Below are 15,701 nucleotides of genomic sequence, written 5' to 3'. Positions count from 1 at the left end.
AAAACGCTTTATACCAGCTCCGATTTATAGATCCGCCGGATTTTATACGGTTTTTTATCCTGCGACTCGTAATAGGTTCTCATTTGCAGCTCCGTCATGATACCAAAGGTAATTAACTGGATACCAGCTAGTACCAAAATGGTTCCGAGAATCAGCAGTGGACGGCCCCAGATGTCGTGGCCCAGCAGCTTCTGGAAGAGCAGGTAGCCGTTGATCAATAGTCCCACGGCCAGCGCCATCAGCCCCCAGCTTCCGAAAAGATGCATCGGTTTGCGGAGGTACTTTTTCATGAACAGCATCAGGATCAGGTCGCTGACCACTTTCAGCGTACGGCCCAAGCCGTATTTCGACTGCCCGATCCGACGCGGGTGGTGCTGTACGTCAACCTGCGTCATGCGCGCGCCTTCCAGCCGGGCCAGCACGGGAATAAACCGGTGAAGCTCTCCGTACAAACCGAGACTTTTGGCCAGATCGGCCCGAAACACTTTCAGGGCGCAGCCGTAATCTTTCAGGTGTACGCCCGACGTTTGCCGGATGATCCAGTTGGCGATGCGGCTGGGTAATTTACGCAGCAACGCCCCGTCCTGACGTTTGGCCCGAATACCAGCTACCAGGTCATAATCGCCCTCTTCGGCCAGCCGGAGCATCATCGGAATATCGGCGGGATCATTTTGCAGATCGCCGTCCATCGTAACGATGTACTCCCCCCTGGCAACGTCGATTCCGGCCGCCAGGGCCAGACTCTGGCCGTAATTCGTTTGGAGATCGACCACCACCAGCCGGTCATTGTGCACGGATTTCAACTCGACCAGTGTCCGGTCAGTAGAGCCGTCGTTGACGTACACGATTTCAAAATCGTACCCGATCAACGCCCGCTCAATCTGCTCGATCATCGGGAAAATATTGCCTTCTTCGTTATAGACACAGATAACAATGGAGAGATACGGTTGCATAGAATGTTTTTTCGGACGAACAACGCGGAGTCAATGAAGCACTTGCTAAGGTGCAAAGCGAACTAACTTGGCCGGATGTCTGTCAAACAAGTCAAAATCAGAAAGAGTTTGGTAGCGCTCCCCGGACAGCGCGGTCGAGTCGGCAATGTAAAGGGCATTGGGCAGTTTGCGGTCGGTTCTGCGTAGGATTTCCCCGCGCACCGCTTCGATGTGAAAGCTGTTCACGTCGGTTTGCCCGTCGTCGCCGATGGTTTCTTTATAACCATACAACGGTTTCCCGAGCGACTGCCGCGCAATCCGCTCCGAAGAATCTTTGTATTCCTGCCGGTGCGCCAGCCGGGGCGGAATAACCAGCCAGTTGAAACCGTTACGGAACATCGCCAGAAAGGCAATCAGGATAATCAACCGGTGTTCGGGTTGCCGGATGTAGTGGTATGTAATGAACCCAAGCCCCGCAAACATCAACCCACATTTCCACAATACCCCCGGTATTACCTGCGTTTCCGGGTGAAATAACGGTACCCATGCCCCCAGCGTGACCACCACCATAACGATTCCCAGCAACCCTTCCCAACTCCGGCGTCGCCAGTCGGTCGGAGAGGTTCGTTCGTAATAAACGTAGGCAAAAATCGTAAAGAGCAGGGGAAGCAACATGAGCAAATACCTGGCGTACACCTGAGGAGACGACCAGTAAATGACAAAGTTGGCCAGAAAAATAATGGCATTGAATAATACAAACGGTTGCCCGGCGATTAACGGCCGATCAGTGGGCTGACTCTGGGCGGTGGCCGGTTGTTTCCACGCCAAAGCCCCTTTCCGGAACAGCAATACCACCAGCAGCATCCAGGGGGCGTAATGGTACAGCATTTCGAAGGGAAACGTCAGCATGTGAAGCAGCGTCTCCCCGATGCCAAACTTCACGACGGTCCGTTTGGCGCTCTCGTCAAATAAAACCGATGCGATTTTCTCCGGCGGAATGTTGTTCCGATCGAAATAAGCCACATAGTAGCTCCCAACAATCAGTAAAAAGAGCGCAATCCCCGCAAAATGCGCCGGGCTGAAGAGCCTGCGAAACTGCTTTGTGTAGAGAAAATAAGCGAGTAAAGTAAAGCCCTGAAACACCAGCGAAGGCAGTCCTTTCATCATGAAACCGAGGGCTGTCAGCAAATACGTACTTAGAAACAACGCCCAATACTTACGCTTCTGGTCGAAACGATACACCAGGATAAAAGCCGTGTAGGTAAGCCACGAAAACGTAATGTCGATCAGCCCCAACATTGAATCGTACAATAAAATTCGGGTGTTGGTGATAAGCATCAGCGCGGCCGCGAACGCAACCCGACCACCCAGATACGGTTTGACGAGCAGGTAGATGGTTACGCCATAGAGCAACAGCGAAACAATCATCGGAAACCGCAGTGCAAATGATGAATAGTTCCCAAAGAGCTGAAACGAGGTCGCAATCAGCCAGTTATAGAGGGGCGGTTTATTGAAATAGAGCTCGCCGTTCAGAGTAGGCGTCAGGTAGTCGCCCGACAGAATCATTTCCAGTGCCACCAACGCCCGGCGCGGTTCGTCGGTTCCGGTATCCAGCGGCAGAAAACCCAGGTATGAAAAAAGAGCCGGAATCAGCAGTGCAACACTGAGCAGTTGCCAGAAAACCGGTTTCTGATGGAAAGGCATTTGCATCCCGCAAAGGTAGAACGGATTTGCTATCCGTCCGCACCTACCGGCGGGGAATAATCACCATCCAACAAAAAAGCCCACACGAGGTGGGCTTAAAAAAGTGCAAATCTGTTTGCTTATGAATGGCCGAGTTCTTTTGTTTCTTCTGTATCACGGTTCCAATCGGCACCGGGTACGCGGTCTTCCGCCCATTTTGAGTCGCCCAGCCCGCCATCGTCGTCGCGAGCCACGGCATCGTCCGATACTTCCACTAGTTCTGTATCTGAGTTTACACCTTCATTCTGAACCTTGTTGGGTTCATCGTCGACAGGCTGCAGGTCCCTTACATCAATCTCACCGGTTTGGTATGATTCGGAGGGCAGAAGGTCTCCGGGCTGATCGGTTTTGGCCAATTGGCTCTGTTCGGGTGCTACACCCATGGTGTTGCCCATGCGTTGGGCGGCATATGATTCTGTGCTTTCTTTCCGGGAATTGCTTGATAAGCTCATAACGTTGTTGAGTTGAATGTTACAGGCAGATGGCTGTAAGGTGAGATTAATAAACTGGTTTATGCTCGGTGGCGGTGCCGGTTTGGGCCACTTCATCTTCGGTGTTTTCCTCCGACTGGTCGACTTCCGGCTCCAACTCGTCCTCTTCCTGTTCTTTGGCTTCTTCCTGGGCATTCGGCACCGGAACATCTGCCGCAGACGCGTAATCATCTGGACCGTGGGTTGTGACCTCCACCATCGACGAATTCGTTGTGGGGCCTGAACTCACCACACTTTTCTGTCCTTCCTCCGTGATATCTTCAGCCGGGCTGTTATTCTGGTCGTCGCTATCGTTAAACCGCAACAAACCGTTGCCACTGTCCATGTCGGTACTGCCCATGAAGCGGTCATTACGACCATCTTCACCGCCAGTAATTTCCCGGCTATCTATGGCGTTTGCCGAATCTTCCTGATCATGACGATGTCGGTTGTCAATCGCGGCAATATCCTCTTCATTTATCTGCTTATCCTTTTCCATACCGTTGTTTGTTGGTTGTAAAGACCACACATCTATAACAACCGAGTGGAAAAAAGGTTATGAAATTCGTGATGCCAAGGCATCACGCAGGCCCGATTAAATCCCACAAATTACCGTATAAGTCCTCGAAAACGGCCACCGTTCCGTAGGTCTGTCTGGCAGGTTCTCGTACAAAGACAATCTCGTTTTCAACCAGGCGCTGATAATCCCGCCAGAAATCGTCGGTGTGCAGAAATAAGAAGACCCGTCCGCCGGTCTGGTTGCCTACCCGACTTTTCTGCAATTCATCGGCGGCTTTGGCGAGCAGCAGCCGACAGCCCGTTGAACCCGGCGGCTGCACCAACACCCACCGTTTGGTTGGCGACAGTTCAGTATCTTCGACCAGCGTAAAACTTAGTTTTTGGGTATAAAACTGAATCGCTTCATCGTAATCGTCAACGACAAGCGCGATCTGCGCAATGTTCTGTTTCATCGGAAAATGGCTAAACGGAAAGCCCACAAGCAAGTAAGACTTCAAACTGGCAGGAAACTTTCCCGGTTTTGGCAACAAGTTATATGATTGTCGTGCTTAAAAACAAAGCCGCCCCAACTGACAGCGTCGATCGGGGCGGCTTTCATGGTTTGTATTCCTTACCTATTCGGGATGACCGGGATTTTGCGGCCGGAGGTTCGGGTTGTTCAGCATCTCCTGTCTTGGCAGCGGCAACAGCAAGTGTTTCGCTTCCAAGGTTTTGTTCGTATTCAGGTTGACGTGACCCACGAAATTATCGAACCCGTTGGTTTTCTCGTTGTAGACTTTCCGCAAACGAACCATGTCAAACCAGGTGAGCTGCTCATAGCACAGTTCGTGCCAGCGTTCCCGCCAAACAGCTTCCCGGAAAGAGGCCTGGTTGTAGGTACCCAGCGCGGGCGTCGTTAACTTGGCCCGGTCGCGGATACGCTTCATGGCATCGTAAGCGGCCTGCGTCGGTCCGCCAACTTCGTTTTGCGCTTCGGCGTAAATCAGCAGTGTTTCAGCGTAACGAATCTGCGGTACGTTGAGGTTGTTCAAACGCGTTCCCGCTACGCCAAACGTTCCGTTGGCAATGCGGTTGAAGTGCTTGAACACATACGGAGCGCCCAACTCAAACCGGGCACCCGTCCCGTTGGTAAAGTACGTCGTGTAGAAATACCCCTCCTGGTCTTTTGCCCGCAGGTCACCCTGTTCGAATGAATCGTAGAATGATTTCGTGGGTACGGAGCTACCGGTTCCGGTCGGACCATTGTAGTTGATCGGCTTGAAGTTTCCGTAGAAGTTATCCATCGGGTTGCTGGCCACGATTGCGTTGTATTGCAGCATAAACAGATGCTCCAATCGGTTCTCGGTGGTTTCGCTGTGAACTTCTTCGTAAGTTGAGAACAGGTTGATGCTCGACGGGTTGGCGTTGGCGTATTGAACGACCTCCCAGGCCTTATCGGCAGCCAGTTTGTAGTGTGATGCCCCTTTGCTCAACGGGAAACCGGCCATCGTCAGGTAAACTTTCGCCAACTGCGTTTTCACGGCAGCCTGGTTAACCCGTCCGCTGACATCCATCCAGGCCAGTCCGGCCGATTCAGCCGCCTTCAGGTCTTCAACAATTAAATTGTAAATCTCTTCCTGAGACGCCCGGCTTGGCTTGAAATCTGCCGACTCGATGGTCTGCGGTTTGGTGACGAGTGGCACATCCCCCCACAACCGAACAGCCGTGAAGTAAGCCCACGCCCGCAGGAACCGCGCTTCCCCCAAAATCTTGGTTTTCTGCGCATCCGGCATCGTGATACCCGGCACCCGCTCAAGCAGTTGGTTGACCTGCGCGATAACCCGGTATAACCCATTCCAGTAGTTTACCACGTGGATGGTGTTTCCGTCGTGCGAAAGGCTGTAGAGGTTGTTCAAGTCCGAGTTCTGGGCGGTCTCCGTCGTGGAAGTCCCCGTCATGGCTTCCAGCAATTGCCAGTTGTTGGAGAAGATGTTGGCTCCATCGCCAATAAAGCGCAGGCTGGCATAGACCGACGCCAGCGCGGCTTCGGCATGATCCGGAATGGTATAGAAAATGTCAGAAGTCAGGTTCGAGGGAGCCTGTTCTTCCAGGAAATCGGAGCAACTGGAGGGACCAAGCAAAACCGCACCGACCAGGGCCACTTTACTCAGTTTTTTTATGATTGTATGCTTCATTGCAAGTTTCTTTTTGAATAATCAATAATTAGAGGCCAATCTGGAGTCCCAGCATGTACGTGGTTGGCTTCGGATAGTTGTGCCAGATCATCCCTTGTGAGAAGGCGCTGTTGCCATCTCCCTGGTTGGTCGGCGTTACTTCAGGATCGCCAACGATCGGATCTTCAACCAGCAGGAAGAAGTTCTGCACCGTAGCGTACAACCGGAGCCGGTTTACTTTGATCCGCTCGGTCACCTGGCTCGGGAAGGTGTAGCCCAGCAGCAGGTTACGGCCCCGCAGGAACGAACCGTTTTTGATCCAGTGGCTGTCTACGTTGGTTACGTAGCCCGCCCGGGTTTCCCGGATTTCGGCGATTGGCGTATTCTGGTTATCCGGTCTCCAGGCGTTCAACACCGAAGCATAGCTGTTGGCCAGGGCCTGCCGGTCTTCGCTGGCGTGCAGGTTCATCAGCATAACATCGTTGCCATACATGTACTGAAGTTCGAGCGTTGCATCGAAGTTTTTGAAACGAACGTTGTTAGTGAACGCACCCCAGCCTTTCGGGCTACCGTTTCCAATAATGCTCCGGTCGGCGTCGTTGATGATTTTATCACCGTTCACGTCCAGGTATTTGATGTCACCCGGCAGCATGGTCAGGTTGTTCCGGTAGCTGGTGAATTTAGCAGCCTCTTCGCGCTCCGCTTCGCTCCAGGTACCCAGACGGGTCAGACCCCAGAATGACCCAACCGGCTCGCCAATGCGGATGATGTTCGTCGGGTTGGTGAAGTTCGGGCCACCCACGTTGAAGATGTCCGACGGCGTAGCCAGCGAAAGCACCTTGTTGCGGTTCATCGACAGGTTGAACGTCGTATTCCACGAGAAGCCGGGACGGTCGATGTTGACGGTATTCAGCGCAAACTCAAAGCCCTGGTTCTGCATCGAGCCAACGTTCTGACGAATGGTTGCGTAACCACTGGTACGCGGTACGGGCGCATCGAGCAGCATGTCGGTTGTCTTACGGTAGTAGTAGTCCGCTTCCAGGTTGATGCGGCCTTTCAGGATACCGATTTCCAGACCAATGTCGGTCTGAGCCGTTTTTTCCCACCGCAGGTCGGGGTTGGCCAGGCGGTCGATCCCCGTTCCGTTAAAGCGCGTATCGCCGTAAATGGTTGCATAGTTGGAGCTTAACAGCGCCAGTGACGTATAAGGCGGAATTTCGGAGTTACCCGTTAAGCCGTAGCTGGTACGAAGTTTCAGGTTGGAAATAACCGGGTTGCCTTTCAGGAAGCTTTCTTCCGATACACGCCAGGCAAAAGCAGCCGACGGGAAGAACGCAAACTTGTGGTTGGCACCAAATTTCGACGAACCATCGGCCCGGCCCGTTACGGTGAACAGGTATTTTTCCATCAGGCTGTAGTTAACCCGACCGAAGTACGAGTTAAATGCAAACCGTGACGCACCCGATCCCACCTGCGGGTTGGTAGCTCCAGCTCCTAAGTTGTTGTATCCAAAATAGTCTGTAGCGAAGTTTTGAACTGTCGCTGACATATTGAAGAAGTTTGTTTCCTGCCACGATAAACCGAGCAGGGCCGTCAGGTTCTGGTTGTCGCTGATCTGCTTGTTGTAAGTCAGGTAATTTTCCAGTGACCAGAAGTTCTCCCGGCGGTTCCGGCTGGCTGCGTTCCCAAACTGACCGGGGTTCAGCGTCCGGGTTTGCGATTCGTTGTTTTCCTGCGTCATCAGGTTGACACCCAATACCGTGCGCATTTCCAGCCCTTTAGCAAAGGTAATGTTGCTGTAAAGGCTTCCCAGCGTGGTCTGCGTGTTCAGGATGTACCGCCGGTCCATCAGCCGGTGCATGGAACTGAACGAACCTTCGGCGCTCGGGTAATCACGGTTGCTAGCATACGTACCATCCGAGTATCTTACCGGCAGGAACGGGAAATCTTCCACGATCTGGCGAGCAACGGCATCGTTGATGTCCACCAGGTTCTCTGTCTGGTTGTTGTAGCTCAGTGTACCACCGATTTTCAACCACTTTTTAACCTGATCGTCAATGGTAAAACGGCCCGAGTACCGGCGCATGTACGACGTCTTGATCAGACCTTCGTCGTTGCGGTAGCCGATCGACAAGGAGTACTGGGTGCGCTCGTTACCCCCACTGAAACCCAACTGGTGGTTTTGAGAAAGTTTGTTCTGCGTGGTTTCCTTGAACCAGTCGGTATCGTAAAGCGGGTTCAGGTTTGCGTCGAAAACACCGGGGTGGGCTTCGCTGAATCGTCTTCTGCGGGCAATGGGGTCCAGGCTTGTATATTTACCGGATGCCCAACCCGTCGGATCGTATTTCTGGATGTTGGCGTACGCCAGGTCTTCCACTTGCAGGTATTCTTTGGCGTTCAGCACCTGGGGGCGGTTCGGACCAATCGTGTTCACGCTGAAATCGGCGTTGTACGTGACCTGTCCTTCGCCTGCTTTTCCTTTTTTCGTCGTGACCAGAATAACCCCGTTGGCACCGCGAGCTCCGTAAATAGCGGTCGATGAAGCATCTTTCAAGACCTCTACCGAAACGATATCATTGGGGTTGATGTAGTCGATTGCCGAGCTAAACTGGCTCTGGTTTCCCTGGGGCAACATCACACCGTCAACCACGTAAAGCGGGTTGTTCGATGAGTTGATGGAGCTAAAACCACGGATGCGGACGGTAGTCCGGCCACCGGGGCGCCCCGAGTTGGTGTTCACCTGCACACCGGGCATCCGGCCGGACAACGCCTGGGTCAGCGAAGCCGTTGGACGTTCTTTCAATTCGGCTTCCCGCACCGAGCCAACGGCGCCGGTCAAGTCACTTTTCTTGGCGGTACCGTAACCGATAACGACGATCTCTTCCAGAACTTTGTCGTCGGTTTTCAGGCTAACGTTCACTGCGGTCTGCGTTCCAACGTTTACCTCCTGCGGCAGGTAACCAACAAACGAGAAAACCAGCGTTCCGCCATTGTCCGGAACGTCGAGTTTATACGTGCCGTTTGCATCAGTTACCGTACCACGCTGGGTTCCTTTCAGAACGATACTCACACCCGGCAGCGGAGAGTTTGTTTCGTCTGTTACTTTACCGGTCAGCGTCCGATCGATCAGTTTGACCGATACAAGATTTCTGGCTGATACGTTCCGGTCGGGAGCTTTCGCAGCGAGAGCGAAGTTTGTGCAGAGAACAGCTAAGAGGAGTTGAGGCACACAAACGCTCATCTTCCTGCCAAGCTGAGCTGGAGGGAGTAGGTGTTTCACCATAGATTTTTTGTACCGTTGATACGGCGGCTAATAGATGGACTGGTAGTTAATTGGAAAGAAATGCGATTTTTTTGGTAAATCTAATGAAATCAATCCACGTATTCGCCTACTATTTCTTATAATTCTTAAAAAAAATTAAAAATGGTGAACTCGCTTGGATATTCCATATCGGCTACTTTAATTATCGCCTGAAGCATCTCGGTTTACCCCCAAGCGGATAAAAGCCGTCTACCTATTGGCAAAACATTCATTCTCAATAAAATGGAATTACTGATCCAAAGCAGGACCGTCTTAAAATTCTGCCGACGGGAGCAAAAGAACTGGGCGGGAGATTTTTGGAAACATCGTTACCATTCGGATTAGCCCCTACCCTAGCCGGCGCTGAAACGGATAAAAACGGTGAGTATATTTCTTCATATTTTGCAGAAATAATTGAGCAGATTTGTAAGTTACGCTTTCCAATCAGCGGCATTGGCTGGACCGGACAAAAGAAAGCCGCTCCCCATCCGAAAATAAGGAGCGGCTTTGTAGCTATGGGATGAAAATTACTAGCTGTTTTCCTCGACGTTTACTTGCACTTCTTTTTGGCTCCCCGTCAGCACCTCCAGCAACTCCCGAACGTTAACCGTAGCAAAGCTGCTGGCGTAATCCGACATGGCATACGGAATTATCAGGTCATTGCCGTTGATTAACCCTCCGCAACTGTAAACGACGTTCGGCACGTAGCCTTCGCGCTCATTTTCGTCGGGACTGAGCAGCGGCTCGACCGTCCGCCCGATCACTTTTGAAGGATCATTTAGGTCTAGCAGAAAAGCACCGATGGCGTATTTACGCATTGGACCCACGCCGTGACTTAAAACCAGCCAACCGGCTTCCGTTTCAATGGGCGAACCGCAGTTACCGAGTTGGACAAATTCCCAGTGGTAAGTAGGCTTCAGCAGCACCTCCTTCGTTTGCCAGAAATACAGATCGTCCGAATACATCAGGTAGATGTTTTCGCCGTCCTGTCGGGAAAGCATCACATACTTCCCGTTGATTTTCCGGGGAAACAACGCCATACCCTTGTTCTGCACCTCGGCCCCGTTCAACGTACTGACGCTGAAGTGGGTGAAGTCTTTGGTCATGAGCAGTTGCGGGAAGGTAACCTGACCGTTGTAGGCCGTGTAGGTTGCGTAATAAGTCACTTCGCCGTCGTCGTCGACAAACTGCACAAAGCGGGCATCTTCAATTCCGTTGGTTTCGTTCGGGGAGGTCGGGAAGATGCAGCGCTCATCCAAGCTTTGGTCTTCGTCAAAATCAAGCTCGTAGTTGGAGCGGGCCAGTGTCCGCAGGCTGCTGGCAATGGCCTCATACTCGGCGTGGTGCCGGTATTGGCTCAGGATGCGTTTCAGCCGGTCTTCCATTTCTTCCAGGCCAAACTCCTCCCCTAGCCCCGTCATCATCATGTCCGAAATAGGGTTCGACATGCGCAGTTCGTAGAGTTTTCGCTCAAACTGCGCCCGGTTAAACCGGTGATTGGGTACAATTTCCGGCGAAGTTACGTACCGCGACGGCTTTCGCAGGATGATCTTGCTTTCCTGATCGATGTACCCCATCCGGAACGTGATGGACGAGATATGCCCTTCACCGGTAGCACGCATACTTAAAATAAAGCGTTTGAAGCCCGGTGGCACGTTGGTCTGATCGGGATGCCAAACCATCGACGGGTTAAAAAGCGCGGCCGACTCCAGCGAATATTCCATCGTGAAATACGCGCCGAGCAGCAATTTACGCTCCGTTGACAACGGTTCGTCCGTCAGCAACTGGGATTTTATATGATTGAACCGTTTTAAGAAAAACCGTTCCAGTTTGTAATGGCGGCTTCCAAATTCACGGATTACTTCATTCAGTTTACGCTCGACTTCCTCTTCGGTCATGGCGTTCACCCGGGCGATGATTTTCAGAACACGGGTTGAACTGCTGAGTTCAAACGGACGAAACAGAACCCGAGTAGGGTCGGGACGTAGTACAATGCCTGTGCGAGTTGCTTTGATCATAATAAAACAAATCTTGACGGACAGAAGGTTAACCAATGGAAGAGGGATTGAATGGGGCCATTTTGGTGATCCGATTCAATCCCCCGCTGTTTCTGCCTCAACGTTTAAACTAACAATGTTAGTGCCGCATTTGCAATTTCGGTATCAGAAATTTGTTTTTGGAACAAATGAAGTTCCGTCAGCGCCATTAAATACGCAAGCGTCGACTCGGCGCCCTGGTTTTGATTGACCCGATCTACGTGCAAACCGTCGCGGCAGCCACCCGTGTTGGGGTCGTAAATGGATAAGCCAAGATCGTTGTGCCCCGTAAACCATTTGAAAATCTTGGTAGCCCGCTTCAGCCACATCGGCTCTTTCGTGGCCCGGTATGCCGCCAGACAGGCCGATACCGACCCTTGGGCTTCAAGCGGCTGCTGATCGAAATACGCGCGTTCGGCTCCTTTGACGTAAAAACCGTTGGTGCCGATGGGCTGGAAATAGCCCGTATTGGTGGCGCTGCTGCCACTCATCTGCAGCGAAATAAGCCAATCCAGACTCTTCACGCCCAGATCCGTTACTTTATGATCCTGCAAGGTTTCACCAGCACAGATCAACGCGTGCGACAGTTTGGCGTTGTCGTAGGTTAGATAACCCTCGAACCAGGGCCACTCTTTGGATTTGCTATCGCTGTAGCGGATAAGCATTTTGTCGACCAGTTGCTGCAGAATCGTCTTGACCAGCCGGTCGTTGCCGAAGCGTTTCAGGTATTCACAGGCTCCCAGAATTCCGAACGCCCAGGCCCGGGGTGAAGCCAGATCGACGAGCGATGGCAACGCCTGGTGCAACATGGGCATGGCCCAGGTGACCAGGTTTTTATCCGACGTACGGCCCACGCAGGTTCCAAGCGCCCAGAGCGCCCGGCCCGTGCTGTCGTCGGACCCCACATCTTCAAGCCAGCGCCGGTCGTAGCTCATAAAATTGCGAAATTGCCCCCGTCCCTGGATGTAGGCATAATTCAGGAAAGCCGCGTACACATCGGCCTGCTCCGACAGTTTGTGGTCGCCCATGCCGGCTTCTTCCAACTGAACGGTCAGGATCAGCGCCCGGGCGTTGTCGTCGGTGCAGTAGCCTTCATCGTAGTGCGGCAAATGGTAGCGGGCGTGCTGGATAATACCGGTAGAATCCGACAGCCGGTAAAGATGATCCAGCCGAATGGGCGGTAATTTGTAGGCTCCGCTTCCACTGCCGTTTATCAGCGACTGCGGATTGCCGGGCAACGCAATGGGCTGCTGGCGGGCCTGGACAAACGTAGACACGTACCGTTCCATCACCCGTTCCCAGATCATGCTGCGACCGAGCATATATGCTTTTTTCCGCATACCGTGCCGCAACGAATCGTCACTCATCAGCTTGATGATTTCGTCGGCTACGGCTTCCGAGTTGTTGAACGGCACCAGAATCCCACGCCCGTCGGCCAGTAATTCTTCGGCGTGCCAGTACGGCGTTGATACCACGGCCTTTCCGCAGCCAAAGGCGTACGACAAGGTTCCCGAGGTAATCTGAGCCGGATTTAAATAGGGCGTAATGTAAATATCAGCTGCGCCCAGAAATTCCATCAGGTTATCCAACTCAACAAACTGATTAAAGAACATGACGTTCTCCTTGACGCCACAATCCTCAGCCAGTTTTTTCAGGCTATCACGGTAGGCTTCACCCTGATCGCGGACCAGGTTGGGGTGAGTAGCCCCAAGCACAATATAAACCGTATCCGGATGCCGTTCGACAATCCGGGGCAAGGCTTTGATTACATTTTCAATGCCTTTGTTTGGTGATAACAGCCCAAACGTCAGCAACACCTGCTTGCCTTCAATTCCAAACCGGTCTTTGTGGAAGTGCGGATCGACAAAAGGCATATCGGGAATTCCGTGCGCGATTACATCAATCTTATCTTCCGGCACTTCGTAAATATCTTTCAGGAACTGACGGCCTTTTTCGGTCATCACAATCACCCGGGCCGACAGGTCGGCAATGGTTTTCAATACCATCAGTTGGTCCTGATCGGGGTTGCGCAAAACCGTATGGAACGTAGTCACCACGGGCATGGTCAGATTCCGCAGTAACGTTAGAATATAATTGCCCGCCGGGCCGCCGTAAATACCGTATTCATGCTGCAAACACACCACTTCCGTATTCATCGAGTTCAGAAACTCGGCCGCTTTTTTATACGAATTCAGATCGTGCTGGTAAAATTCGTAGCGAACCTCCTCGGGATAATCATACCCATCCGGCACATCGTTGACCGACACTACCATTGCCGATGCATCCGGATAAAAATTTGTAAACGACTTATAGAGATCCGAGGTAAACGTAGCAATACCACATTGACGGGGTAGGTAATCACCGATGAACGCAACACTAGTGGGCATGTGCACATTGTGCGCTACGTTTGGTAGTGGGTTATAATTCATAATTATTTCTAGAAATAATGGTAGATTAATTATCCTGATAACAGACTGTTTTTTATCAAAGAGCTAGGCTCGCGGTCGGACAGGTGCGTACATCTGTCAAACTCGAAAATTTGCACAGTTGTTTAGGAAAGTCTTGAATTGATTATTTCTGAACCCGTTTTTATTTGTCTGTTTATAGAATAGTGACATTTTCTTTTCGTAAAGTTTCGGGCTAGTACCAGACCCGTTGTTTACCATTTTGTCGTACTTAATCCGGCCTTGTTTAAAAATTGCATATTTCCTGATTGGCCCATTGCATCCACCTTCAGAACGCTCTTCAAAAAATTAAAGGATAAATTTGTCTTTTATTAAATAAATACTACTTTTGGAGTCGTAAACGCTTAACGTGCTATGTTTTCTAAAACGTGCGAATACGCCATTCGGGCCATGATTTACATTGCCCAGCAATCGGTTGGAGGCAATAAGGTTAGCTTCCGGCAGATTGCGCAGGCTGTTGACGCGCCTGAACCGTTTATTGCGAAAATTCTTCAGGATCTGGCCCGGAAGGAGTTGATTCTATCGGCAAAAGGTCCACACGGCGGCTTTTTTGTCGATCAGGCGGGAATGCAACGCAGCCTGGCCGATGTAGTAAAAGCCATCGATGGGGATAAAATCTTTACGGGTTGTGGATTGGGACTGACCTACTGCTCGGAGCGCAATCCCTGCCCTATTCATTACGAATTCAAAGCCATCCGTAACCAAATGCAGCAGATGCTGGAATCGGCTACCATTAGCCAGTTCAACGATTTGCTCGACAAGCAATTGGTGTATTTGGGCCGGAGTTGATTTTTTTTGACCAATTAGAAGACTAAAAGGTATTTTACTATTTCATTTTTAACCTGATTACCACGTAAATCATGACTACGGAACAAAAACAACTCATCAAAGCCACTGTGCCGGTGCTTCGCGAATCCGGTGTTGCCTTAACGTCTCATTTCTACCGCCGGATGTTTTCCTTTAATCCGGAGTTAAAAAATGTTTTCAACCAGGGAAATCAGCAAAATGGCCGCCAGCAAACCGCCCTGGCCATGGCCGTACTGGCCTACGCCGAACACATCGACAATCCCGCCGTGCTGCTGCCGGTTCTTGAGCACATTGGCCACAAACACACCAGCCTGGACATTCGGCCGGAGCACTACGCGATTGTGGGGCGCCACCTGATGGCTTCCATTGCCGAAGTGCTGGGAGAAAGCGCCACTCCCGAACTCCTGGAAGCCTGGCGCAACGCGTATCAGGCGCTGGCCGATCTGATGATTGGAACCGAGGCCCAACTCTACGCCAGTCAGGTCAACAAAACCGGGGGCTGGACGGGCTGGCGTCCGTTTGTTGTCAAAACCAAGGTGATTGAATCAGAGGAAGTTACATCCTTTCACCTGTATCCGGCGGATGGCGGACCAGTTGCGGATCACCTGCCGGGTCAGTACCTGAGCGTCCGGGTGCTGGTGCCCCAGCTCAACCTGCTCCAGCCGCGTCAGTACAGCATTTCCAACGCCCCGAATCAGTTATACTACCGCATTTCGGTCAAGCGGGAAAGTGGGCGGGAGCTCACGCCCGACGGCATGGTCAGCAACCAGTTACACACCTTCATTCGGGAGGGCGACCGCCTGGATGTGAGTGCCCCCGCCGGGGATTTCAGCCTGAAAACGGATGCAGCTAAACCCGTGGTTTTCCTGAGCGGAGGAATCGGCCAGACCCCCCTGCTAAGCATGCTCGAAAGCCTGGTTGCAAACGGCAGCAGCCGACCAATTCATTGGATTCACGGTTGTCGCAATCAGGCAGTCCATGCCTTCAAAGGGGTGGTTGATTACTACGCATCCTATCACCGTCCGCTGGAGAAACACATTTTTTATGATGAAGTGGAAACACTAAACGAAACAGACCCGGTTTACGAGGGCTTCGTAGATCTCAACCGCTTGCCCAGCGACTCATTGCCGACGGAGGCCGAGTATTACCTGTGTGGCCCGCCTGTCTTCATCACCCGACAGTATGCGGACCTGCTGGCTCTGGGCGTCCGCAAAGAAGCGATTCATTACGAAGAGTTTGGTCCGCAGCTTTTGTCGTTGAATTAACAGAAACCGA

General features: G+C 52.0%; 11 protein-coding genes. 2 read left to right on the top strand and 9 right to left on the bottom strand.

All coding sequences use genetic code 11. From position 1 onward, the window contains the following. Positions 1–8: 8 nt before the first annotated feature. The 9 genes from OQ371_RS16380 to OQ371_RS16340 all read right to left on the bottom strand — a co-directional run bounded on the left by OQ371_RS16380 (position 9) and on the right by OQ371_RS16340 (position 13,583). Positions 9–953, bottom strand: a complete 945-nt coding sequence (locus tag OQ371_RS16380; protein ID WP_265989222.1) for a glycosyltransferase family 2 protein — start codon at positions 951–953, stop codon at positions 9–11. Between the two features lie 45 nt (positions 954–998). Continuing rightward, positions 999–2,636 (bottom strand): ArnT family glycosyltransferase, encoded by a 1,638-nt coding sequence (locus OQ371_RS16375; RefSeq protein ID WP_265989220.1) that lies wholly within the window; start codon positions 2,634–2,636, stop codon positions 999–1,001. A gap of 119 nt (positions 2,637–2,755) precedes the next feature. Then, positions 2,756–3,127 carry a hypothetical protein gene (locus OQ371_RS16370; RefSeq protein WP_265989218.1) on the bottom strand — a complete coding sequence of 124 codons (372 nt, stop codon included), beginning with the start codon at positions 3,125–3,127 and terminating at the stop codon, positions 2,756–2,758. 46 nt (positions 3,128–3,173) lie between these two features. Then, positions 3,174–3,644 (bottom strand): hypothetical protein, encoded by a 471-nt coding sequence (locus tag OQ371_RS16365; protein WP_265989217.1) that lies wholly within the window; start codon positions 3,642–3,644, stop codon positions 3,174–3,176. An 82-nt stretch (positions 3,645–3,726) separates the two neighbouring features. Continuing rightward, on the bottom strand, positions 3,727–4,116 hold the full coding sequence (locus OQ371_RS16360; RefSeq protein ID WP_265989216.1) for a VOC family protein: 390 nt from the start codon (positions 4,114–4,116) through the stop codon (positions 3,727–3,729). 162 nt (positions 4,117–4,278) lie between these two features. After that, the gene (locus OQ371_RS16355) at positions 4,279–5,838 is read right to left on the bottom strand and encodes a RagB/SusD family nutrient uptake outer membrane protein (protein ID WP_265989214.1); all 1,560 of its coding nucleotides are present in this window, start codon (positions 5,836–5,838) and stop codon (positions 4,279–4,281) included. A gap of 28 nt (positions 5,839–5,866) precedes the next feature. Further along, complete coding sequence (locus OQ371_RS16350) at positions 5,867–9,100, bottom strand: SusC/RagA family TonB-linked outer membrane protein (RefSeq protein ID WP_374761419.1); 3,234 nt, start codon at positions 9,098–9,100, stop codon at positions 5,867–5,869. Positions 9,101–9,648: 548 nt separating this feature from the next. Further along, positions 9,649–11,139: a glycoside hydrolase family 130 protein gene (locus OQ371_RS16345; RefSeq protein ID WP_265994324.1), complete on the bottom strand. Its 1,491-nt coding sequence runs from the start codon at positions 11,137–11,139 to the stop codon at positions 9,649–9,651. 101 nt (positions 11,140–11,240) lie between these two features. Continuing rightward, complete coding sequence (locus tag OQ371_RS16340) at positions 11,241–13,583, bottom strand: glycosyltransferase family 4 protein (protein WP_265989212.1); 2,343 nt, start codon at positions 13,581–13,583, stop codon at positions 11,241–11,243. A 390-nt stretch (positions 13,584–13,973) separates the two neighbouring features. Between OQ371_RS16340 and OQ371_RS16335 the strand changes: the two genes are divergently transcribed. Both OQ371_RS16335 and hmpA read left to right on the top strand, forming a co-directional pair. Then, complete coding sequence (locus OQ371_RS16335) at positions 13,974–14,408, top strand: RrF2 family transcriptional regulator (RefSeq protein ID WP_265989210.1); 435 nt, start codon at positions 13,974–13,976, stop codon at positions 14,406–14,408. 71 nt (positions 14,409–14,479) lie between these two features. Beyond that, positions 14,480–15,691: an NO-inducible flavohemoprotein gene (hmpA, locus tag OQ371_RS16330; RefSeq protein ID WP_265989209.1), complete on the top strand. Its 1,212-nt coding sequence runs from the start codon at positions 14,480–14,482 to the stop codon at positions 15,689–15,691. Positions 15,692–15,701: the final 10 nt, after the last annotated feature.

The organism is Larkinella insperata (assembly GCF_026248825.1).
Taxonomy (GTDB): Bacteria; Bacteroidota; Bacteroidia; order Cytophagales; family Spirosomataceae; genus Larkinella; species Larkinella insperata.
Note: the sequence above shows the minus strand (reverse complement) of the source record. Positions and strands in the feature narration are given on the sequence as shown.